This window comes from Micromonospora sp. RHAY321 (assembly GCF_023896955.1).
Taxonomy (GTDB): domain Bacteria; phylum Actinomycetota; class Actinomycetes; order Mycobacteriales; family Micromonosporaceae; genus Micromonospora.
Map to the genome: position 1 here is coordinate 126727 of NZ_JAMHIW010000015.1, position 21078 is coordinate 147804.

The following is a 21078-nucleotide window of genomic DNA, read 5'->3' on the forward strand; positions in this document are numbered from 1 at the left end:
CACCAGCCGGAGGAGACCACCTGGCGAGGATAGAGGTTGCCGGGGGTCAGCGCTCGGCTGGTCGATCGAGCCGGGTCAGGATGTCGGCGTGCAGCACACCGTTGGTGGCGACCACACTGCTCTCGGTGCCCGGGGCGCCGGTCGGAGCCGGTTGACCAGCCAGATCCGTGACCGTGCCACCCGCCTCGGTGATGATCGGGACCAGCGCCGCCACGTCCCACAGCGACAACTCCGGCTCCACCATCACGTCCAGTGCGCCCTCGGCCAGCAGCATGTAGCCGTAGAAGTCGCCGTACGCGCGGCTGCGCCAACTGTCGCGCATCAGGTCGAGCATCGCGTCGAGCCGTCCGGCGTTCTCCCACCCCGTGAGGGACGAGTAGCAGAAGCTGGCGTCGGCGACCCGTCGCACCGCGGACACGCCGATCCGTTCGCCGGCGGCGGGGCCCGGTCCGGCGTACGCGCCCGCGCCCGCGCTCGCCCACCAGCGCCGGCCCAGAGCCGGGGCGGACACCACGCCGACCGCCGGCCGGTCACCGTCGAGGAGCGCGATCAGGGTGGCCCACACCGGCACGCCGCGGACGAAGTTCTTGGTGCCGTCGATCGGGTCGATGATCCACCGCCGGCCGTCCGGGGTGCTGGCCGGCTGGTTGCCGTACTCCTCGCCGAGCAGGCCGTCGCCCGGCCGGTGCTCGGCCAGCAGAGCGCGGATCTCCCGCTCGACGGCGGTGTCCGCGTCGGAGACCGGGGTCAGATCGGGCTTCGCCTCGACCCGCAGGTCGAGCGCGCGGAACCGGGCCGTGGCGATGGCGTCGGCCCGGTCGGCGAGCAGGTGGGCGAGGGCGAGGTCGTCGGCGTACCCGGTCATGCCGGCAACCTAGCCGACGCCGGGTGGCTCACTCGTCGGGGCCGCGCCGGTCGCCTTCGCCGGGGCCGCGCTGGTCGGTCTCGCCGCGCTGGTCACCCTCACCGGCACGGGAGGCGAGCAACCGGCGGTACGAGGCCAGCCGGCGCGGGTCGGCCTTGCCGGCGGCCACCCAGGCGTCCAGCCCGCAGTCGGCCTCGTCGGCGGTGTGCGGGCAGTTGGGCGGACAGGTCTCGGTGCCCTCGACCAGGTCGGGGAAACCGTGCAGCAGGCTGTCGGCGGAGACGTGCGCCAGCCCGAAGCTGCGGATCCCCGGAGTATCGATGATCCAACCCGGGTCGGTGTCGACGCCGGGGATCGGCGGCAGCCGCAGCGCCACCGCACTGGTCGAGGTGTGCCGGCCGCGGCCGATCGCGCTGACCACACCGACCGCCCGCGCGGCGTCCGGGACGAGGCGGTTGACCAGCGTCGACTTGCCCACCCCCGAGTGCCCGACCAGCACCGACACCCGGCCGGCCAGCAGCGCGCGCAGCGCGTCCAGGTCGGAGTCGGGGCGGTTGAGCACGTACGGCAGCTCCAGCTCGGTGTAGTAGCCCAGCACCTCCTCCGGCCCGGCCAGGTCGGCCTTGGTGAGGCAGAGCAGCGGCTCGATGTCGGCGTCGTACGCGGCCACCAGGCAGCGGTCGATGAACCCGGTGCGCGGCGGCGGGTCGGCCAACGCGCTGACGATCACCAGCTGGTCCGCGTTGGCCACCACCACCCGCTCCAGGCGGCCCTCGGCGGTGGTCTCGTCGTCGTCGGCGGTGCGGCGCAGCACCGAGCGGCGGTCGGCGATCCGGACGATGCGGGCGAGGGCGCCCTCCGCGCCGGAGGTGTCCCCGACCAGGCTGACCCGGTCGCCCACCACGACCGACTTGCGCCCCAGCTCGCGGGCCCGCATCGCGGTGACCGTCGGCAGCTCGGCCTCGGCCGTCCCGTGCTCGGCCCCGGCCAGCACGCAGGTGTAGCGGCCCCGGTCGACGGCGATGACGAAGCCGTCGACCGCGTCGGCGTGCTGGGGTCGGGTTCGGGTACGCGGACGCGAGGACTTCCCGGGCCGGACCCGTACGTCGTCCTCGTCGTACTCGCGCCGTTTGGTCGCCAGGACCGCCCCCTGTCGCGTCAGCTCTTGCCGGTCACCATCGCTGACCATAGTGCCGGGAACTCGGGCATGGTCTTGGAGGTACACCCGACGTCGTCGACCTCGATGCCCGGCACGGCGAGCCCGGCCACCGCGGCGGCGTGCGCCATCCGGTGGTCGTGGTAGGTGCGGAACACCCCGCCGCGCAGCGGCCGGGGCCGGATCTCCAGCCCGTCCGGCGCCTCGGTGACGTCGGCGCCGAGCGCCGTGAACTCCCGCGCCAGCGCGGTCAGTCGGTCGGTCTCGTGGCCGCGGATGTGCCCGATGCCGGTGAAGGACGACGGCGAGTCGGCCAGCATGGCCAGTGCGGTCAGCGCCGGGGTCAGCTCGCTGACGTCGGAGAGGTCGGCGGTGAGGCCGTGCACCACGCCGGTGCCCCGGACGGTCAGCCCGGTGGTGGAGAGGGTGACCTCGCCGCCCATCCGTTGCAGCAGCGAGCGGAGCTGCTCGACCGGCTGGGCGCTGCTGCGCGGCCAGCCCTGGAGGGTGACCTCACCACCGGTGACCAGGGCGGCGGCGAAGAACGGCACCGCGCCGGAGAGGTCCGGTTCGATCTCCCAGCCACGCCCGGTGAGCGGGCCGGGCTCGACGGTCCACACGTCGGGGGTGGTGTCGTCGACCGCCGCTCCGGCGGCCCGCAGCATCTGCACGGTCATCCGCAGGTGCGGGGCGGACGGCACCGGAGGGCCGACGTGCCGCACCACGACGCCCCGGTCGAAGCGCGGCGCGGCCAGCAGCAGGCCGGAGACCAGCTGACTGGAGGCGGAGGCGTCGATCACCACCTCGCCGCCGGTGACCCGGCCGGTGCCGAGCACGGTCAGCGGCAGGCTGCCCGCGCCGCTGGCGTCGATCCGGACACCCAGCGAGCGCAGCGCGCCGATCAGCGGGCCGAGCGGCCGGGTGCGCGCGTGCGGGTCGCCGTCGAAGGTGATCCGCCCGTCGGCCAGACCGGCCACCGGCGGGACGAACCGCATCACGGTGCCGGCCAGGCCGACGTCCACGTGCGCCGGGCCGGCCAGCGGGTGTGGCCGGACGAGCCAGCGCTCGTCGTCGCTGATCGACATGTGCGCGCCCATGGCGCGCAGGCCGGCGGCCATCAGCTCGGTGTCCCGGGCACGCAGCGGCCCGGCCAGCGTCGACGGGCCGGCGGCCAGTGCGCTGAGCACCAGGGCACGTGCTGTCATCGACTTGGACCCGGGCAGGCGCAACGTGGCCGCCACCGGGTCGGACGCGGTCGGTGCGGTCCACGGCTGCGGCGGCCGGGTCGCGGTCAGATTCCCCACGGTTACATTCTGCCGTGTCGGACGGTGGGCGGCGCCGGCCGGCGGTCGTACTCCCGGTTGGCGGGACAGCCGGCGGGCCTCCGACGGGTTAGCGTGTGCCCATGTGCGGCAGGTACGCGACGACCCGGAGCTCCGGCGAGCTGAGCGCGCTGTTCGAGTCGTCGGACGACACCGACGGCCGGGTCCGCCCTGACCACAACGTGGCGCCCACCGACCCGGTGCCGCTGGTCCGGCTCACCCCGGAGGGGCACCGCAGCCTCTGCGTCGGCCGCTGGGGCTTCCTTCCGCACTGGTCCCGGTCGGCGGCCGGCGCCGCCCGCATGATCAACGCCCGGGCGGAGACGGTGGCCACCAGCCGGGCGTACGCCGGCGCGTTCGCCCGTCGCCGCTGCCTCGTGCCGGCCGACGGCTGGTACGAGTGGGTCCGCCAGTCCGACGGCGGGCGCCAGGCGTACTACATGACCCCCACCGACGGCTCGGTGCTCGCCCTGGCCGGGATCTGGTCGGTCTGGGAGTCCGGCGCCGACAGCCGGCTCACCTTCAGCGTGCTGACCACCGCGGCGCTCGGCGAGCTGGCCGAGGTGCACGACCGGATGCCGGTGCTGCTGCCGCCCGAGCGGTGGTCGTCGTGGCTGGCGTCGACCGACGAGCCGGACCGGCTGCTCGCCCCTGCGACGGCGACCCAGCTGGCGGGGTTGGAGGTCCGCCCGGTCGGGCCGGCGGTGGGTGACGTCCGCAACGACGGGCCGCAGTTGATCGCGCGGATGCCGGCGGTGACGCCGCAGGAGCTGACCCTGTTCTGACGCGCATCCGCATCGTCGGGCGCCGATTTGCCAGGGTTGCGCGCGATTCGTCTCCTGGCCGTTCAGTCATGTTCCCGGTAGCCCCTTGTCCCGGTGTCCGGAAGTGCGATAGAACACAGCGCCGGTAGTGGGTGTCGATTCGCACGGGGCGGACGGCATCCATCGATCTTGCCGGTCCCACGGGGGAGGTGGGTGGATGACACGGGCGCGTATGCCCCGCCCGCACGAGGTGGCTGCGGCGCGGCGAGATCCGCGACTGCTGCGGGCCTTGCAGGAACGACAACAGGATGACGCGTGGCGCACCAGAGGCACATGCCAGAGCGTCGACCCGGAGACATTCTTTCCGGCGCCGAACGAGCCGGCCGACGCCGCCGTCGCGCTCTGCCGCGGTTGCGACGTCCAGGGGTCCTGCCTGGCCTGGGCGCTGGAGGTGGGTGACTGCCACGGCGTGTGGGGCGCCACCACGCCCCGCGAGCGGCGGGCGATGCTGGTCGCCTGGCGCGGCGAGGTCCAGCCGGATCCGGACGCCGCCGACGGGCCCGGCCCGCCGGTACGCGACCGCCTGCTCACGCTGGTCCCGCTGAGCTGACCAGCGGCCGGGTCCTGTCCCGGGTGCCGACCTGGCGGCGCAGAATGGGTCGGTGCAGCCCAGCGACGAGATCGAGACTCCGCGCGGCCCCGCGCGGGTCGACACCGACCTGCCTGCCCGGCCGGCTGCCGCCCTGTTGGTGCTCGGGCACGGCGCGGGCGGCAGCGTGGACGCGCCCGACCTGCTCGCCGTGCGGGACACGGCGGTCGCGGCCGGCCTCGCGGTGGTCCGGGTGACCCAGCCCTACCGGGTCGCCGGCCGCCGCGCGCCGGCCCCCGCCGGGCACCTCGACGAGGCCTGGGTCGCGGTGCTCGCCGTGCTGCGCGACCGACAGCCCGATCTGCGGACACTGCTGGTCGGCGGTCGGTCCAGCGGCGCGCGGGTGGCCTGCCGGACGGCCCGTGCGGTGGGCGCCGCCGGTGTCGTCGCGCTGGCCTTTCCGCTGCACCCGCCCGGCCGACCGGAACGCTCCCGGGCGGCCGAACTGGACACCGGGCTGCCGACACTCGTGGTCAACGGCGACCGGGACCCGTTCGGGGTGCCGGAGCCGGGGCCGACCGTGCAGGTGGTGACCCGGCCGGGGGAGACGCACGACCTGCGGCGCGATCCGGCCGGCACGGCGGCCGTGGTCCGGGACTGGCTGCGCGCCCAGGGCTGGGCGGCCGGCTGATCCGGCGCGGCCGGGCGAACCGTGTCCGGCGCCGGGCGCGGGTCGTTGCATCGGATGGTGCCGCCGGTCCGGTTCGGACGGGCGGTGCCAATCCTCCCAGGCCCTTCCTGGTCCCAGCGCCGGCGGTCGTCGGCGCCGGGACCAGGATCGGGAGGGCCGGCCGGAATGCCCCACCCGTTGTCCCGCGTTACTACCCCCGGACGAGTTTTCTGCGAGGGGGGTGACGGGTGCCAACCGATACACGGAGCCTGGAACGGGACGAACGGGACGCCCGGCAGCTGAAGCGGCTGTTGGCTGGCCCGGACTGGCCCGCGACGGCGGGACCGGGCGGGGTGGGTGCGGTGAGCACGAGCACACCGGCCGGAAGTGAATCTGTGGGTAGGGCGGTGCGCGTATCCTCGGCGGGAAAGCATCCGACGCGAGGGGATGTGCGGTTGACCACCGAGAAGACGGACGAGCGCAGGGCCCGTTTCGAGCGGGACGCGATGCCATTCGTCGATCAGCTCTACGCTGCTGGGCTGCGGATGACGCGCAACCCGGCGGATGCCGAGGACCTGGTCCAGGAGACCTACCTGAAGGCGTACGCCGCCTTCCACCAGTTCGAGCAGGGCACGAACCTGAAGGCCTGGCTCTACCGGATCCTGACCAACACCTACATCAACTCCTACCGCAAGCGGCAGCGCCAGCCGATCCAGGCGCCCACCGAGGAGATCACCGACTGGCAGCTCGCCGAGGCCGAGTCGCACACCTCCAGTGGGCTGCGCTCCGCTGAGACCGAGGCGCTGGACCGGCTGCCGGACAGCGACGTCAAGGAGGCCCTCCAGCAGTTGCCGGAGGAGTTCCGCCTGGCGGTCTACCTCACCGATGTCGAGGGCTTCTCGTACAAGGAGGTCGCCGACATCATGGGCACGCCGATCGGCACCGTGATGTCGCGCCTGCACCGGGGCCGTCGTAATCTGCGCAAGCTGCTCGAGCGCTACGCCGCGGAGCGGGGCTTCAGCCCGGCCCGTTCCTCGAAGGGTTCGACCGCTGCCGCTGCCGGCCGGGAGGTGTGACGTGAGCTGTGGGGAGCCGCACGAGACGGACTGCCGCGAGGTACTCGCGGAGGTCTACCTCTACCTGGATCTGGAGTGCGCCGACGAGCGGCGCTCGCTGATCCGGCACCACCTCGACGAGTGCGGGCCCTGCCTGCGCGAGTACGGCCTCGAGCAGGAGGTGCGGGCGCTGGTGGCTCGGTGCTGCGGCAACGAGACCGCGCCGGACGAGCTGCGCGAGCGGCTGCGGGTCAAGCTCACCGAGCTGGTGGTCTTCGAGACCAGCGATTCCCGCGAGTTGACCGACTGACGTCGGCGTACCGAACGGACAAACCGGTGGCCCGGGTCGATGTCGACCCGGGCCACCGGTGTACCCGGCCTCGGCCGGGTTGGTCTGACCGGTGACGGGCCGTCGGCCCGTCGGCGCGTTCAGGAGTTGGGACGCTTGCCGTGGTTGGCGGCGTTCTTCTTCCGAGCCTTCTTCTTGCGGGACTTCTTCGCCATGCTGACCTCCTCGTGATGGGTCGGATCCGCCCTGCGCACGACCTCGCGCCGGTGCAGCTACCGGCGGTCCGGCGTCGGGTCCGACCCGCTGATGGTAGTGCGGCCGGCACCCGACACCTTCCCCCGGGGCGGCCGGGCACGCGGGGCGTACCGCTCCACGCCCACGGTCCGCCGCCACATGATTGGATACGTCGGCAGGCACATCGGGATGAGGGAGGGCCGTGGACATGGCCGAGGAGATCCGCGCCGAGATGGTGGCGAACGTCTGGAAGGTCGTGGCGACGGCCGGCGACACCGTGTCCGAGGGCGACACCCTGGTGATCCTCGAGTCGATGAAGATGGAGATCCCCGTTGTCGCCGAGTCCGACGGTGTGCTCAAGCAGCTCGCCGTCAACGAGGGTGACGTCGTGCAGGACGGCGACCTCATCGCGGTGATCGATTGACCGGCCTGCGGGTCCGGCGCGCCGAGCCGGCCGACTACCCGGCGGTGGCCCGGCTGACCGTTGCCGCGTACGAGGCGGACGGCCAGCTCAAGGGCGAGAACGGGTACGGCGCGGTGCTGGCCGACGTGTCGACCCGGGCCGCCAGTGGCGAGGTGCTGGTCGCGGTGGACGAGGCGACCGGTGCGGTGCTCGGCTCGGTCACCTTCGTGTTGCCGGGCACCCCGTTCGCCGAGCTGTCCGCCGCGGGTGAGGCGGAGTTCCGGATGCTCGCGGTCGACCCGGCCGCGCAGGGCCGAGGTGTCGGCGCGGCGCTGGCCCGGGCGTGCGTCGACCGCGCGGCCGAGCTGGGCTGCACCGCCGTGGTGATCTGCGTCCGCGCGGGCATGGCCGCCTCGGCGCACCGGCTGTACGAGCGGCTCGGTTTCGTCCGGTCGCCGGCGCAGGACTGGTCGCCGGTGCCGGGCGTGGACCTGCTCGGCCTGCGGCGAGAGCTGCCCCGAAGCTGAGGCGCGGTCGCGCCGGTCGATCAGCCGGCCGGGGTTGCCGGGGCCGCGTCCTCGTCGGGTTGCGCGCCGATGGCGGCCAGCAACTCGTCGGCCACCTCCAGGGCGATGCGGCGGCGGTCGGCGTCGGTGATGTCCGGCGCCCGGACGGCGAACCAGCTGCTGTGCACCGCGAAGAGCGACAGCACGGCGCGTAGTTGGGCGGAGGGGGAGTCGTCACCCCGGCAGAGCGCGTTGGCGAGCTGCATCATCCGGCCGCGCATCTGCTGGCCGGAGGCGAGGCTCTTGAGCACGGTCTGGTTCTGCTCGAAGAAGCGCATCACCGACGGCTGGTCGCCGGCGAACATCGTGTCGGCGTACCGGGAGATCAGCGCGCGCCGGGTGGCCAGGGATGCCGGCTGCGACTCGGCCCAGGCGGTCAGCGCGTCCATCCGCTCCAGCCGGTCCTCGACGAAGCTGGCGACGATGTCGTCCTTGCTCTTGAAGTGGTAGTAGAGCGCTGCCTTGGTGACGTTGAGGCGCTCGGCGATCTCCCGCAGCGAGGTCTTCTCGTACCCCTGCTCGGTGAAGAGCTCCAGTGCGACGGCCTTGATCCGTTCCCGAGTGCCGCCTGTGCTCTCCCTCACCCACGCCCCCTATTCGGCTTGACCGTCAGTTGGTACCCAACTTACCGTGCGGCTAGTAAGGTGACTAGCCGGGCGGCAAGTAAGTATGGCAATCCTCGGGGGGAGCTTACCCATGACTCAGGCAACCCAGGCCGGCGCGCGACCCAACGTACGGGTCGTGCTGTTCGGACTGATGATCGCGATGATGCTCGCGATGCTCGACAACATGATCGTCAGCACCGCGTTGCCGCGGATCGTCGGCGAGTTCGGCGGGCTCGACCACTTCACCTGGGTGGTCACCGCGTACGTCCTGGGCACCACCGTCTCCACCCCCATCTGGGGCAAGCTCGGTGATCTCTACGGCCGCAAGTCGGTCTTCCTGACCTCGGTCGGCATCTTCCTGCTCGGCTCCGCGCTCTGCGGCATGGCCGGCTCCGCGATGCTCGGCGGCCCGCAGGACGGCATGGTCCAGCTCATCGCCTTCCGGGCCGTGCAGGGCCTCGGCGCCGGCGGCCTGATGGTCGGCGTGATGGCGATCATCGGTGACCTCGTCCCGCCCCGCGAGCGGGGGCGCTACCAGGGGATGATCGCCGGCATCATGGCCATCGCCATGGTGGCCGGCCCGCTGGTCGGCGGCTTCATCACCGACCACCTCTCGTGGCGCTGGGCGTTCTACGTGAACCTGCCGCTGGGCGGCGTCGCGCTGCTGGTGCTGATCACCACCATGCACCTTCCCAAGTACCGCACCGAGCACCGGATCGACTGGCTCGGCGCCGGGCTGCTCTCGGTCGGCATCACCGCGATCGTCCTGATCACCACCTGGGGTGGCAACCAGTACGACTGGACCTCACCGCAGATCCTCGGCCTGGCCGTGCTGTCCCTGGTCGCGCTGGTGGCGTTCGGCCTGGTCGAACGCCGGGTCCCGGAGCCGATCCTCCCGCTGGCGCTCTTCGCCAACCGCAACTTCGCACTGATCTCGCTGATCGGCTTCCTGCTCGGCTTCGCGATGTTCGGCGCGATGAACTTCCTGCCGCTCTACCAGCAGACGGTGCAGGGGGCGTCGGCCACCAACAGCGGCCTGCTGCTGCTGCCGCTGATGTTCGGCATGCTGGTCGTGTCGCTGGTCATCGGGCGGGCGATCACGAAGACCGGCAGGTACCGGGCGTACCCGATCATCGGTGGCGTGGTGATGACCGCGGGCATGGCGCTGCTGACCATGCTCGACACCGACACCAGCAAGCTGCAGTCCTCGCTGTACATGGTCGTGCTGGGCGCCGGCATGGGCTTCCTCATGCAGACCTCCATGCTGATCGCGCAGAACAGCGTGGAGCAGAAGGACCTCGGCGCGGCCAGCGGCGCGGCCACCTTCTTCCGGTCGATCGGCGGCTCGTTCGGCATCTCGCTGTTCGGCGCGATCTTCGCCAGCAGGCTGGCCGGGTCCACCGCGGGTGGTGCCTTCGGTGGCGGCGAGGGTGGCGCCATGGACCTGGAGAAGCTCAAGGAACTGCCCGCCCAGGCGCGCGAGCTGGTGCTCGGCGGTCTCTCCGACGCGATCTCGCACGTGTTCGGATGGGCGGTGCTGTTCACCATCGCGATCCCGGTGCTCGCCTGGTTCATCAAGGAGATCCCGCTGCGCACCGCGAACGAGGCGCCGGCGCAGGCCACCCCGGAGGAGGAGGCCGAGATCGCTCTCGGCAAGGCCCCGGTCGCCTGATCCCGGATTCCCCGCCGCGCCGCGCCGTTCCCCTGGGAGCGGCGCGGCGCGTTCGTTTTCAAGGGATCAGTGGCGGTGGCGGTGGGCCGTGAGGCGTTGCCAGAGGCGGCGGAGCGGATTGCGGGGGCGGGGGACCTGGGGTGACTGGTCCCCGAGCAGTTCGGTGGCGAGTGCCGCGGTGGCCGGGTCCAGCGCAGGTGCGGCCAGCGCCAGGTGGGCCAGTGAGGCGGCGATCGGGACCGGCCGGACCCGGGCCACCGCCGCCGCGTCCGCGAGCCGCTCGGCCACCACCCGGGCCACGTCCGGCCGTACCGCCGGGTCCACCCAGGCGGCGGTGACCAGGGCGAACAGTGCGGCCTCCGTGACCCAGTCCTCGACGCCCCAGACCAGGTCCAGCAGCACCTGACGTCGGGTCGAGCCGTCCCACGGCTCGTCGGTCCGGTGGTGCAGCAGCCCCAGGCAGGCCCACACCTGGACGCCGCGTACCCAGATCGACGGGTCGTGGGCGGCCAGCAACCGGCCCACCGCGTTGGCCGGCGCCGCCGGGGGGTGCACCAGCAGCCCGAGCAGGTCCGCCACATCGAGACCGGCCAGGCCCACAGCGGCGTCGTAGGCCGCCGGTGGATGGGGCCAGGCCGGGTGGGCGACCTGCGCGATCCGTTCGACCGCCGCCGCCGACGGCGCCGGCAGCGCGGGCGTCGGGACGGTGTCCGCGTAGTGCCACAGCCGTTGGACGGACTCCCGTCGAGGTTCGCGCGGGTCCGGCTCCGGCACGCCGGCGATCTCGATCCGCAGCCCGGGCGCCACCGAGGTGGCCGTCCGCACAGCGCTCGGCGGGGCCGCAGCCGTGAGGCGCACCGCGCTGCCGAGCCCGTTGTCGTCGTCGACGACCGCCTGGCGCAGTGCGTCGACCAGCGGGCCGCCGGCCGGCGTCAGCTGGCCGAGCCAGGGCCGGCCCCGGCAGCACTGCGCCAGGTCACCGTGCTCGTGGCTGTCGTCCGGATGGTCACGGACGAAGTCGGCGAGCGCCACCAGGTGCGCCAGGTCGCCGTCACGCAGGTGCCGCAGGCGGTGCGCGGTGTGCACCGCGCAGTCGAACGACGGGTCGCGGGCCAGCGCCCGCTCGGTCCACTCCAGCGCCTCGTCGAGCCGGCCGGTCTCGGCCAGGGTGCCGGCGATGTCGGCGTAGATGGCCAGGTCGTCGGGGTCCAGCGCGACGGCCCGACCGAGCGCCGCGAGGGCCTCCCGGGTCCGGCCGGCGCTGCGGTACGCGTACCCGAGCCAGACCTCGCCCATCTTGGACGGCTCGGAGCGTACCCCCCGGGCGGCCCAGCGGACCGCCAGCGTGACCTCGCCGAGCCGCCGGGCCAGCGCGGACGCCGCTCCCAGCAGCAGGCCGTGCTCGGGGCGGACGGTGATCGCGTTGCGGGCCAGCGTGAGGTACGGCGCCAGCGCGCCCCGGCCGGCCCGCGGCACCGGGTCGGGTAGCGCGGCGCACACCTGCATGAGGACGCGGGCGATGTGCTCCGGGTCCAGCCGTTCGGCCAGCTCGGGCGCGGTCACCCACGGCACGCCGGCCCACTGGGTGCCGGGTGCGTAGCCGGTCGCCGCGGCCAGCAGCTCCAGCCCTTCGGCGGGGCGGCCGACGGCGGCCAGCAGGTGCGCCCGGGCCACGACGGCGCCGACGAAGGTGTGGTGGTTGATCGGGAAGAGGTCGAGCCCGCCGCCGCCGACCGCGGCCAGCCGGGCCAGCGTCTCGTGCACCTCCGGCAGTGTCGGCGCCCGGGCCAGCGCGCCGGCGAGGTGGCCGGCGGCGTGGTGGAGGTCGCCCTCGTCCAGTGCCAGCCGGGCCAGGGCCAGCTCCTCCGTCGCGGAGAGCGCGGGGTCGTCCCTTCCGTCGGGCACGTCGTCCTCTCGTCGCAGCGACACCGGGTGAAGCGGGGGCAAGTCTAGTTGATATTGAGATTATTCGGTGATCAACTGCGCACTGCTGCTCGTTCGATTGCTCAGAGCCGGCCAAAGGTGCAAGACTGAGCAGGAAACGCGCGGCAACCGCGCAAAGGGAGGAGTGTTCGTGACACGTGCAGGGGCCGGAATGGCCGCCGACATCGACGAGCAGCCGGCCGGCTACGCCCGCCTGCTCTCCACGGCCAACGCCGGCGAGATCGCCCGGGTGGCGGCGGCCGTCGCCGAGCGCCGGCCGCGGCACGTGGTCTTCACGGCACGGGGCACCTCCGACCATGCTGCCCTCTACGGGGCGTACCTGACCGAGATCCGGCTCGGCCTGCCCGCCGGGCTCGCCTCGCCCAGCGCGGTCACCCTGTTCGGTGCCCGTCCCGACCTGTCCGACGCGCTGGTCGTCGGTGTCAGCCAGAGCGGCGGCTCGCCCGACCTGGCCGAGGTGCTGCGCGCCGCGCGGGCCTCCGGCGCGCTGACCCTCGCCGTGACCAACGACCCGGCCTCCCCACTGGCCGAGGTGGCCGAGCTGAGCGTCGACATCGCCGCCGGTCACGAGCGGGCGGTGGCCGCCACCAAGACGTACACGGCCGAGCTGCTCGCCCTGCTGATGCTCGTCGAGGGGATCCGGGCCGGCGACGGGGTGCTCCCGGCGGCCGAGCGGGAGGCGCTGGCCGCGCTGCCCGACCTCGCCGCCAGCACCCTGGCCGACGACACCCCGGCCCGGCTCGCGCCGCGCTACCGGTTCGCCCGCCAACTGGTCACGACCGGGCGCGGGTACGCCTACCCGACCGCCCGGGAGGCCGCCCTGAAACTGATGGAGACCTCGTACCTGCCGGCGCTCGCCTTCTCCGGCGCCGACCTGCTGCACGGTCCACTCGCGATGACCGACCCCGAGGTCCCGGTGCTCGCCGTGGTCGGGTCCGGCCCGGGCGGCCGGTCGATGGGGGAGGTGCTGCCCCGCCTCGGCGAACGCCGCGCCGACGTCGTGGTGGTCGGCTCCGCCGACGTGCCCGGTGCCACCCGGCTCGCCGTCCCCGAGGTCGACGAGCGGTACGCCCCGCTGCTGGACATCCTGCCGTTGCAGCGCCTGGCGCTCGCGCTGGCGCTGACCAGGGGCGAGGACCCGGACGCACCGCGCGGGTTGAAGAAGGTCACCGCGACGATGTGAGACGTGGCGTGGCACCCTGGTCACCGTGTCCACGCTGCGCGACCTCGCCGAGGAGCACACCCATCTCCGTCCGGCCGACATCGACCACCTGCACCGGATCGCCGGCGACTGGCAACTGCTCTCCGACCTGTCCTTCGCCGACCTGCTGCTCTGGGTGCCGGTCGACGCCGAGGGCACGTTCCTCTGCGTCGCCCAGGTCCGCCCGACGACCGCGCCCACCGCGTACCAGGACGACCAGGTGGGGCGGATCGTCGGCGGGCCGGAGGTGGCCCACCTCGGGGTGGCGTACTCCCAGGGCCGGATCTGGCGGGAGGGCGACCCGGTCTGGTACGGCGACGTGCCGGCCCGGCACGAGGCGATCCCGGTCCGGCTGCGGACCGCCGAGGGGGAGGCCGGCGAGGTGGTCGCCGTGGTCGGCCGGGACACCAACCTCTCCACCGCGCGTACCCCCAGCCAGCTGGAGCTCAACTATCTGACCACGGCCGACGACCTGGCGCAGATGATCGCGGACGGCACCTTTCCGCCGCCCCGGCACCCGGGCGAGACCACGTCGGCGCCCCGGGTGGGTGACGGCCTGGTCCGGCTCGACGCCGGCGGCAAGGTCACCTACGCCAGCCCGAACGCGCAGTCCGCGTACCGCCGGTTGGGCTACGCCTCCCACCTGGTGGGGGAGGACCTGGCCGCGCTGCACCGCCGGTTGGCCGGCGACCCGCTGGACGGCACGGAAGCGGCGAACGGGATCCTGGCCGCGCTGCGTGGCGAGGCGCCGCCCCGGCGGGAGATCGACGCGCGCGGTGCCACGATGCTCACCCGGGCGCTGCCGCTGATGCCCGCCGGGGTGCCGATCGGCGCGCTGGTGCTGGTCCGGGACATCACCGAGGTCCGTCGGCGGGACCGGGCACTGATCACCAAGGACGCCACCATCCGGGAAATCCACCACCGGGTGAAGAACAACCTCCAGACGGTGGCCGCGCTGCTGCGGTTGCAGGCCCGCCGGGTGTCCATGCCGGAGGCCCGGGTCGCCCTGGAGGAGTCGGTCCGCCGGGTCGCCTCGATCGCCCTGGTGCACGAGACGCTCTCCATGTCCAGCGACGAGGCGGTCGAGTTCGACGGCATCGTCGACCGGGTGGCGAGCGCGGCAACCGAGGTCGCGGCGACCGAGGTGAGCGTCGGCATGCGCCGGCGGGGCAGCTTCGGCGTGCTGCCGGCAGAGATCGCCACCTCCCTGGTGATGGTCCTCAACGAGCTGCTGCTCAACGCCGTCGAGCACGGTTTCCCTCCAGCGGATGAGGCGGACGAGGTGGGCGTCCCGGCCACGCCCGCCGCCCCGTCCATGGTGCCCGCCGCCGTTCCCGAGACCGATCCGTCGGCTCGGCCCGAGGTGGTGGTCTCGGCGCACCGGTTCCGCAAGATGCTGCACGTCTCGGTGGCGGACAACGGACGCGGGCTGCCGCCCGACTTCGACGCCGAGAGCGGCAGTCGGCTCGGCCTCCAGATCGTCCGGGCACTGATCACCGGGGAGCTGCGCGGCACCATCGAGCTGCGTGCCGGTGCCAACGGCGGCACCGAGGCGGTGCTGGTCATCCCGCTGGCGCGCAGTGCGCCCGACGGGCGCTCGCAGCCCTGACGCTCGGGGGTCCGGTCGTTCCGGGCGGGCCGCGTCCGGGAAGCAGTGCGCCGGTGACCCTGATACCTGTGAGTCATCTTCATGCCTCAGGGGTATCGCGCTCGTCGATGTGTGCCTGACCCTGGCGGCCAGAGCCATGGTTGGGTCAGCGGCCGGGGCTGCTGGTCAGCAGGGCGACGGTCAGGCCGGAGCGCTGCCAGACCCGTGCGACGCCGAAGCCCGCCCGCAGCGCCTCGCCCTTGGCGCCGGTCACCGTGGCCACCGGGTCGGCGTGCCGCCCGGCGACCACCAGCCAGACCCGTGGCGTGCCGGCCAGGCACTGCGCCGGGCGCTGGCACTCCGCCGCCCACAGATCGCCCCGACGGACCTCGTCCTCGGTGACCAGCACGTCCCGCGGCTGGTCGGCGAGGTGGTACCCGACGCCCAGATCGAGGAAGAGCCAGCTGTTCCTGGGCGAGTAGACCACCACGTCCCCGGGCCGTTGCCCGTCGGCGATCACCCGGGCGGCACCCGCGTAGTCCACCGGCGCGCTGCGCGGCCACTCGTGGGTCCGCCGCAGCGCCTCCTGGTCGGGCAGGCCGAGCAGCCCGGCGAGCACCACCACGGCCAGCGCGGCCGGCGCGCTCACCCCGGCCAGTGCCGCACCGGCCAGCAGGCAGGCGAAGGGCACGACGAAGACCAGGTACCGGGGTACCCACAGCGGTACGACCGTGCCGGCGGCGAAGAGCAGCAGGACGGGCAGCAGCACCGCGCCCACCGGCAGCAGGGCCCGTCGGCCGAGGCGAGCCGCACCCAGCGCGGCGACCCCGACCACCAGCCCGCCCACCACGGAGCTCTGGGCCACCCCACCGGGCAGCGCGCTCAGGTCGTCCAGGTGGGCCGAAGCGACCCAGTCCAACTGTCGCGAACGCTGTGTGGCGGCCCTCAGCAGCAGCGGGCTCACCAGCAGCGCCGCCGGCACCAGCGCGACCAGCCACCGCCACGCCCGCCGATCCACCGCACCGGTCCCGTCCGAGTCGGCCTTCTCCGGTCCGGTGGCTGCCGCAGCGGCCACCCCGGCCGCCGGGGCGCCCCGCCACCAGGCGAACAGCACGACCAGCGCGTGCGCGGCGAGCAGGGTGAGCGCGATCAGATGCGTGAGCCCGAGCGCGGCCACGGCTGCCGCGTACCCGGCCCATCGGGGCCAGCTCGGTCGGCGCAGCGCCGCCACCAGCAGCAGGGTGGCGAGCACCGCGAACATGCTGGCCAAGGCGTACGGGCGGGCCTCCTGCCCGTACCGGGAGGTGCCGGGGAGCAGCGCGAAGAGCAGCCCGGCGAACAGGCCGGTACGCCCGTCGGCGAGCCGCGCGCCGAGCACGGCGAGCAGACCGGCGGCGACGGCCATGGCCAGCGCCGCCGGCGCGCGTAGCGCCACCGTGGAGTCGCCGACGATCGCCAACCAGCCGTGCATCAGCAGGTAATACGGGCCGGTGGCGGCGTCGATGGTGCCGGCCAACCGGGCCAGGTCGCCCGGTGACCGGGTGGCCGCGCTCCACGTCGCCAGCTCGTCACGCCAGAGCTGGGCGGAGCCCAGCCCGGTGCCGGTGACCACCAGGGTCAGCAGCGCCGGAGGGAGCCAGACCGGGACGCGGTGCAGGCGACTCCGCCACACCGGGTTCGACCTTTCGGACAATATGCCCACGGTGCGAGCCTGCCACGGTCGCCGCGTGAGCTGGCCACGTATCCCGGCCCGTGATGTGGGATCCGGCACGCGGACATTGGCCCGCCCTCATGCGGTGTGGCAGCATGAGCCCATGACCGCCGCTGTCGTCCGCCGCTTCGTGGCTCGTCGCCACGTTGATTACGGCCGCGTGCGCAGCGCGATCTGTCCGGCCAACTGACGACGCCCGACCCATCTGTCTCGGGCGCGCTCCGCGCCGGCTGTCTCCGACACCGTTGTCCCGCCCGTTCCGCACGGGCCGGCCGCCGCGCCCCGCGCACCGCCCGAGGCACAGCAGACAACGGAGGACGCCGCGATGGCGGTCAGCAGCATCCCGGCCCGTTCCGAGGACCCGACGACCCGCCCGACCCGGGCGCCGCGCCGGCCGCGGGGTGAGGGTCAGTGGGCGCTCGGCCACCGCGAGCCGCTCAACCCCAACGAGCGGATCAAGAAGGACGACGATCCGCTGAACGTCCGGGCCCGGATCGAGAACATCTACGCCCACCGCGGCTTCGCCTCCATCGACCCCCAGGACCTGCGGGGCCGGTTCCGCTGGTGGGGCCTCTACACCCAGCGCAAGGCGGGCATCGACGGCGGGCGCACCGCCGTGCTGGAGCCGCACGAGCTGGAGGACGAGTTCTTCATGCTCCGGGTCCGCATCGACGGCGGTCAGCTCAGCCTGGCCCAGTTGCGCGTGATCGCGGACATCTCCCGGGAGTTCGCCCGGGACACCGCCGACATCACCGACCGGCAGAACATCCAGTACCACTGGATCCGGGTCGAGGACATGCCGGAGATCTGGCGCCGGCTGGAGTCGGTCGGCCTGCAGACCACCGAGGCGTGCGGCGACTGCCCCCGGATCGTGCTGGGCAGCCCGGTCGCCGGGGTGGCCCGGGACGAGCTGCTCGACCCGACCCCGGCGATCGACGAGATCGTGGCCCGGTACGTCGGCGACAAGCAGTTCTCCAACCTGCCCCGCAAGTTCAAGACGTCGATCTCCTGGCTGGTGGACACCCCGTACGAGTCGAACGACATCGCCCTGCTCGGCGTCGACCACCCCGAGCACGGCCCCGGCTTCGACCTCTGGGTCGGTGGCGGTCTGTCCACCAACCCGATGCTGGCCCAGCGACTCGGGGCCTGGGTGCCGCTGGCCGAGATCCCCGACGTGTGGGCCGGCGTGGTCGGGATCTTCCGCGACTACGGCTACCGGCGGCTGCGTAACCGGGCCCGGCTGAAGTTCCTGGTGGCCGACTGGGGCGTGGAGCGTTTCCGTGAGGTCCTGGAGAAGGAGTACCTCGGCCGGACGCTGCTCGACGGCCCGGCTCCGGAGCTGCCGGCGAAGCCGATCGACCACGTGGGCGTGCACGAGCAGGCCGACGGGCGGCACTACGTGGGCGCCGCCCCGGTGGTCGGGCGGGTGTCCGGCGGGCAGCTCGCCCAGCTGGCCGACGTGGTCGAGGCGCACGGCAGCGACCGGGTGCGGCTCACCCCGTACCAGAAGCTGCTGGTGCTCGACGTGCCGTCGGAGCGGACGGAGTCGCTGGTCGACGCGCTGCGCGGGATCGGCCTGGAGGCCCGGCCGTCGGCCTGGCGGCGCGGCACCATGGCGTGCACCGGCATCGAGTACTGCAAGCTGGCCATCGTCGAGACCAAAGCCCGCGGCGAGGAGCTGGTGGCCCGACTGGAGCAGCGGCTGCGCGACTTCGACGCGGACATCTCGATCCACATCAACGGTTGCCCGAACGCCTGCGCCCGCACCCAGGTCGCCGACATCGGGCTCAAGGGCCAACTGGTGGTCGGCCCCGACGGCCGGCAGGTCGAGGGCTTCCAGGTGCACCTGGGTGGCGGGCTGGGCATGGCGCAGGGCCAGACCGCCGGCTTCGGGCGCAAGCTGCGCGGCCTGAAGACCACCGCCGACGAGCTTCCGGAGTACGTGGAACGACTGGCCCGCCGCTACCTGGCCGGCCGGAGCGAGGGCGAGACGTTCGCCAACTGGGTGATCAGAGTCGACGAGGAGGAACTGCGATGAGCAGCGAGAACCGAGCGGCACCTCTGTACTGCCCCTACTGCGGCGAGGAGGACCTGCGGCCACACGAGGCGGGTCACGGCGCGTGGGAGTGCCACGCCTGCACCCGGGTCTTCTCGGTGAAGTTCACCGGGCTGCTCTCGCGGGCGGTGACCCGATGAGCCTCATCTCCGCCGCGGGCCTGGGCCTGGTCGGTCCGGGCGGTCCGACGCCGGCCGACCCGACCCGGCGCAGCCCGGACGAGCTGCGGGCGCTGGCCGAGCAGGCTGGTCGGGAGCTGGAGGGCGCGCCGGCGCTGGAGATCGCCCGCTGGGCGGCGCAGACCTTCGGTGAGCGGTTCTGTGTCACCAGCTCGATGGCCGACGCAGTGCTGGCGCACCTGGTGTCCCGGGTCGCCCCGGGGGTGGACGTGGTCTTCCTCGACACGGGCCTGCACTTCCCGGAGACGCTGCGGGTGCGCGACGAGGTGGCCAGGACGCTGCCCGTGAACGTCCGGTCGATCCGGCCCCGGCTCACCGTGGGGCAGCAGGACGGCCAGTACGGGCCGCGACTGTTCAACAAGTCGCCGGACGACTGCTGCCAGCTGCGCAAGGTGGAGCCGTTGGAGCGGGCACTGACCGGCTACGACGCCTGGGCCGCGGGCCTGCGTCGGGACGAGTCGCCGACCCGGGCCAACACGCCGGTGGTGACCTTCGACCCGCGACGCGGCAAGGTCAAGGTCAACCCGATCGCGGCCTGGTCGCAGGGCGACGTGGACGCCTACATCGCCCGCTGGAACGTGCCGGTCAACGAGCTGTTCAAGCAGGGTTACGGCTCGATCGGCTGCTGGCCGTGCACCCGTCGGACCAAGGCCGGCGAGGATCCGCGGGCCGGCCGGTGGGCCATGTTCGAGAAGACCGAGTGCGGACTGCACGTCTGACCCCCGGGACCCCGACCCCGACCGGTGTGGCCGGCGGGGCGGATCCGGTGGTGCTGGTCGCCCACGGCAGCCGTGATCCGCGGGCGGCCGAGGCGACGCGGGCACTCGCCCGGGCCGTGGCGGCGGCCCGGCCCGGCACCCCGGTGTGGGCGAGCTGGCTGGACCACACCGAACCGGGTCCGACCGAGGTGCTGCGCGAGTTGGCCGTGGCCGGCCACCGCGGCGCGGTGCTGGTGCCGCTGCTGCTGACCGCCGCGTACCACCATCGTGTGGACATCCCGGCGGCCGTCGCAGCCGCGACGCAGGCCGGGCCTCCGCTGGCGGTACGGGTGACCGACGTCCTCGGCCCGGCCGACGGGAGGGTGGACCCGGCGCTGCTGGCCGGGCTGCGGCGTCGGCTCGGTGAGTCGCGTCCGGGCCGGTTCGACGCGCTGGTGCTGGCGGCGGCGGGCACCCGGGACGCGCGGGCCCGCGGCTCGGTGGGCCGGGTGGCGGATGCGCTTGGCGCGGAGTTCGGGGTGCCCTGCCGGGTGTCGTACGCCTCTGCGGCCCCGCCGTCGACCGGTGTCGCCGTGTCCCTGCTGCGGGCGGCGGGTGCTCGCCGGGTGGCGGTGGCCGGGTATTTCCTGGCGCCGGGCCTGTTTCACGACGCGGTGACCGAGGAGGCCCGGGCGGCCGGCGCGGTGGCGGTGGCCGCCCCGTTGAACGACGCTCCCGAGCTGGTCGAGCTGGTGCTGCGCCGGGTCGACGACCGGTCCGGCCGCTGCGCCCTCGCGCCAGCGGTGTGACCGAGGTCGCCGACGGCGAACGCGCAAAGTGGGCGGCAGCGGGTATCCGTGGTCGGTGACGGGGATCTGGCCGGACCGCGGGGACGAGCGGTGCGGCCCTGGACAGCAGAACGCCCCGGCGGGCGAACCCGCCGGGGCGTTGCAGCTGTGTGTGGGATCAGGCGGAGTGAGCGCGCAGCACCCGGAGGCCGCCGCGCCGCTTGACAGCGCGCCGCTCCTCCTCGCTCATCCCGCCCCAGACGCCGGCGTCCTGACCCGACTCAAGTGCCCACTGCAGGCACTGGTCGGTCACGGAGCAGCGCCTGCAGACGGCCTTGGCCTGCTCGACCTGCAGGAGAGCCGGTCCGGACGTCCCGATCGGGAAGAACAGCTCCGGGTCCTCGTCGCGGCAGACAGCATGGTGACGCCAGTCCATGGCGGCAACACTCCTCATTCTGGATGGGTGGCAATTATTGCTTGGTCGTGCTTTTCCTATATGCATCCGCAGTGCCGGTGGTGACAGTTAGCGTCTGTCCATTCGGCAGTGCGTGAGCAGGCAGTTAGCCCCGTGGACCTGCTGGAACAGCTCAACCTGACGAGCATATCCAGGCAATGTCCCGGCAACTCAAGTTCGCTTGTGAATACTTTCACGAACGCTCGCGATGTCAAGGGTGACGCTCGGAAAAACTCCGGGCGGTGAGCAAGCCCACAACCCATTTGTCC

At 73.4% G+C, this 21078-nt stretch carries 22 protein-coding genes; 14 read left to right on the forward strand and 8 right to left on the reverse strand.

Annotated elements, in window-relative coordinates; genetic code table 11:
• Positions 1–46: 46 nt before the first annotated feature.
• From hisN to aroA, 3 genes are read right to left on the reverse strand one after another with little or no spacing between them, the layout of a single operon-like run.
• Complete coding sequence (gene hisN, locus M8C17_RS25375) at positions 47–865, reverse strand: histidinol-phosphatase (protein WP_252419062.1); 819 nt, start codon at positions 863–865, stop codon at positions 47–49.
• Between the two features lie 28 nt (positions 866–893).
• Positions 894–2054 (reverse strand): ribosome small subunit-dependent GTPase A, encoded by a 1161-nt coding sequence (gene rsgA / locus M8C17_RS25380; RefSeq protein WP_252419063.1) that lies wholly within the window; start codon positions 2052–2054, stop codon positions 894–896.
• Positions 2024–3325 carry a 3-phosphoshikimate 1-carboxyvinyltransferase gene (aroA, locus tag M8C17_RS25385; protein WP_252419064.1) on the reverse strand — a complete coding sequence of 434 codons (1302 nt, stop codon included), beginning with the start codon at positions 3323–3325 and terminating at the stop codon, positions 2024–2026. Before aroA ends, rsgA begins: the two co-directional genes overlap by 31 nt.
• Positions 3326–3426: 101 nt before the next feature.
• Between aroA and M8C17_RS25390 the strand changes: the two genes are divergently transcribed.
• From M8C17_RS25390 to rsrA, 5 genes are all read left to right on the forward strand, one after another.
• Positions 3427–4128 carry an SOS response-associated peptidase gene (locus M8C17_RS25390; protein ID WP_252419065.1) on the forward strand — a complete coding sequence of 234 codons (702 nt, stop codon included), beginning with the start codon at positions 3427–3429 and terminating at the stop codon, positions 4126–4128.
• Positions 4129–4324: 196 nt separating this feature from the next.
• Positions 4325–4717, forward strand: a complete 393-nt coding sequence (locus M8C17_RS25395; protein ID WP_252419066.1) for a WhiB family transcriptional regulator — start codon at positions 4325–4327, stop codon at positions 4715–4717.
• 52 nt (positions 4718–4769) lie between these two features.
• Positions 4770–5387, forward strand: a complete 618-nt coding sequence (locus M8C17_RS25400) for an alpha/beta family hydrolase (protein WP_252419067.1) — start codon at positions 4770–4772, stop codon at positions 5385–5387.
• 227 nt (positions 5388–5614) lie between these two features.
• Positions 5615–6442 carry a sigma-70 family RNA polymerase sigma factor gene (locus tag M8C17_RS25405; RefSeq protein ID WP_308209589.1) on the forward strand — a complete coding sequence of 276 codons (828 nt, stop codon included), beginning with the start codon at positions 5615–5617 and terminating at the stop codon, positions 6440–6442.
• Between the two features lies 1 nt (position 6443).
• Positions 6444–6731 carry a mycothiol system anti-sigma-R factor gene (gene rsrA, locus M8C17_RS25410; protein ID WP_252419069.1) on the forward strand — a complete coding sequence of 96 codons (288 nt, stop codon included), beginning with the start codon at positions 6444–6446 and terminating at the stop codon, positions 6729–6731.
• A 119-nt stretch (positions 6732–6850) separates the two neighbouring features.
• Here the strand turns inward: rsrA and M8C17_RS32365 are convergent, their stop codons facing one another.
• On the reverse strand, positions 6851–6964 hold the full coding sequence (locus M8C17_RS32365; protein WP_374102192.1) for a 50S ribosomal protein bL37: 114 nt from the start codon (positions 6962–6964) through the stop codon (positions 6851–6853).
• Between the two features lie 182 nt (positions 6965–7146).
• Between M8C17_RS32365 and M8C17_RS25415 the strand changes: the two genes are divergently transcribed.
• Both M8C17_RS25415 and M8C17_RS25420 read left to right on the forward strand, forming a co-directional pair.
• Positions 7147–7368 carry a biotin/lipoyl-binding carrier protein gene (locus M8C17_RS25415; RefSeq protein WP_252419070.1) on the forward strand — a complete coding sequence of 74 codons (222 nt, stop codon included), beginning with the start codon at positions 7147–7149 and terminating at the stop codon, positions 7366–7368.
• Positions 7365–7874, forward strand: coding sequence for a GNAT family N-acetyltransferase (locus M8C17_RS25420; RefSeq protein WP_252419071.1), 510 nt, complete (start codon positions 7365–7367; stop codon positions 7872–7874). Before M8C17_RS25415 ends, M8C17_RS25420 begins: the two co-directional genes overlap by 4 nt.
• A gap of 20 nt (positions 7875–7894) precedes the next feature.
• On the opposite strand, the gene M8C17_RS25425 is transcribed toward M8C17_RS25420, so the two are convergent.
• A complete protein-coding gene (locus tag M8C17_RS25425; protein ID WP_252419072.1) occupies positions 7895–8497 on the reverse strand; it encodes a TetR/AcrR family transcriptional regulator in 603 nt (200 codons plus the stop codon).
• Between the two features lie 112 nt (positions 8498–8609).
• On the opposite strand from M8C17_RS25425, the gene M8C17_RS25430 reads away from it, so the two are divergent.
• Positions 8610–10190, forward strand: coding sequence for an MDR family MFS transporter (locus M8C17_RS25430; RefSeq protein ID WP_252419073.1), 1581 nt, complete (start codon positions 8610–8612; stop codon positions 10188–10190).
• Between the two features lie 66 nt (positions 10191–10256).
• On the opposite strand, the gene M8C17_RS25435 is transcribed toward M8C17_RS25430, so the two are convergent.
• The gene (locus tag M8C17_RS25435) at positions 10257–12095 is read right to left on the reverse strand and encodes a tetratricopeptide repeat protein (protein ID WP_252419094.1); all 1839 of its coding nucleotides are present in this window, start codon (positions 12093–12095) and stop codon (positions 10257–10259) included.
• A gap of 190 nt (positions 12096–12285) precedes the next feature.
• Here M8C17_RS25435 and M8C17_RS25440 point away from each other — a divergent pair, with 190 nt between their 5' ends.
• Together M8C17_RS25440 and M8C17_RS25445 are read left to right on the forward strand one after the other, a co-directional pair.
• Positions 12286–13317 carry an SIS domain-containing protein gene (locus tag M8C17_RS25440; RefSeq protein ID WP_252419095.1) on the forward strand — a complete coding sequence of 344 codons (1032 nt, stop codon included), beginning with the start codon at positions 12286–12288 and terminating at the stop codon, positions 13315–13317.
• Between the two features lie 25 nt (positions 13318–13342).
• Positions 13343–14944 carry a PAS domain-containing sensor histidine kinase gene (locus tag M8C17_RS25445; RefSeq protein WP_252419074.1) on the forward strand — a complete coding sequence of 534 codons (1602 nt, stop codon included), beginning with the start codon at positions 13343–13345 and terminating at the stop codon, positions 14942–14944.
• A gap of 145 nt (positions 14945–15089) precedes the next feature.
• On the opposite strand, the gene M8C17_RS25450 is transcribed toward M8C17_RS25445, so the two are convergent.
• Positions 15090–16595, reverse strand: a complete 1506-nt coding sequence (locus tag M8C17_RS25450) for a glycosyltransferase family 39 protein (protein WP_252419075.1) — start codon at positions 16593–16595, stop codon at positions 15090–15092.
• 364 nt (positions 16596–16959) lie between these two features.
• On the opposite strand from M8C17_RS25450, the gene M8C17_RS25455 reads away from it, so the two are divergent.
• Genes M8C17_RS25455 through M8C17_RS25470 form a run of 4 tightly spaced genes read left to right on the forward strand, consistent with a single transcriptional unit; the run spans position 16960 to position 20376 of the window.
• Entirely contained in the window at positions 16960–18672 is a 1713-nt protein-coding gene (locus M8C17_RS25455; protein ID WP_252419076.1) for a nitrite/sulfite reductase, read from the forward strand.
• Entirely contained in the window at positions 18669–18830 is a 162-nt protein-coding gene (locus M8C17_RS25460; RefSeq protein WP_167393614.1) for a hypothetical protein, read from the forward strand. The genes M8C17_RS25455 and M8C17_RS25460 overlap by 4 nt, the downstream gene beginning before the upstream one ends.
• Entirely contained in the window at positions 18827–19588 is a 762-nt protein-coding gene (locus tag M8C17_RS25465) for a phosphoadenylyl-sulfate reductase (RefSeq protein WP_252419077.1), read from the forward strand. The genes M8C17_RS25460 and M8C17_RS25465 overlap by 4 nt, the downstream gene beginning before the upstream one ends.
• Entirely contained in the window at positions 19570–20376 is an 807-nt protein-coding gene (locus M8C17_RS25470; RefSeq protein ID WP_374559117.1) for a sirohydrochlorin chelatase, read from the forward strand. Before M8C17_RS25465 ends, M8C17_RS25470 begins: the two co-directional genes overlap by 19 nt.
• A 157-nt stretch (positions 20377–20533) precedes the next feature.
• Here M8C17_RS25470 and M8C17_RS25475 read toward each other — a convergent pair whose 3' ends face one another.
• Positions 20534–20791, reverse strand: coding sequence for a WhiB family transcriptional regulator (locus M8C17_RS25475; protein WP_007072794.1), 258 nt, complete (start codon positions 20789–20791; stop codon positions 20534–20536).
• Positions 20792–21078: the final 287 nt, after the last annotated feature.

Bases quoted from the DNA above. Each gene is read 5' to 3' on its own strand.
- hisN (WP_252419062.1), bottom strand. From the start codon at position 865: ATGACCGGGTACGCCGACGACCTCGCCCTCGCCCACCTGCTCGCCGAC.
- rsgA (WP_252419063.1), bottom strand. From the start codon at position 2,054: ATGGTCAGCGATGGTGACCGGCAAGAGCTGACGCGACAGGGGGCGGTC.
- M8C17_RS25390 (WP_252419065.1), top strand. From the start codon at position 3,427: ATGTGCGGCAGGTACGCGACGACCCGGAGCTCCGGCGAGCTGAGCGCG.
- M8C17_RS25395 (WP_252419066.1), top strand. From the start codon at position 4,325: ATGACACGGGCGCGTATGCCCCGCCCGCACGAGGTGGCTGCGGCGCGG.
- M8C17_RS25430 (WP_252419073.1), top strand. From the start codon at position 8,610: ATGACTCAGGCAACCCAGGCCGGCGCGCGACCCAACGTACGGGTCGTG.
- M8C17_RS25440 (WP_252419095.1), top strand. From the start codon at position 12,286: ATGGCCGCCGACATCGACGAGCAGCCGGCCGGCTACGCCCGCCTGCTC.
- M8C17_RS25455 (WP_252419076.1), top strand. From the start codon at position 16,960: ATGGCGGTCAGCAGCATCCCGGCCCGTTCCGAGGACCCGACGACCCGC.
- M8C17_RS25460 (WP_167393614.1), top strand. From the start codon at position 18,669: ATGAGCAGCGAGAACCGAGCGGCACCTCTGTACTGCCCCTACTGCGGC.
- M8C17_RS25465 (WP_252419077.1), top strand. From the start codon at position 18,827: ATGAGCCTCATCTCCGCCGCGGGCCTGGGCCTGGTCGGTCCGGGCGGT.
- M8C17_RS25475 (WP_007072794.1), bottom strand. From the start codon at position 20,791: ATGGACTGGCGTCACCATGCTGTCTGCCGCGACGAGGACCCGGAGCTG.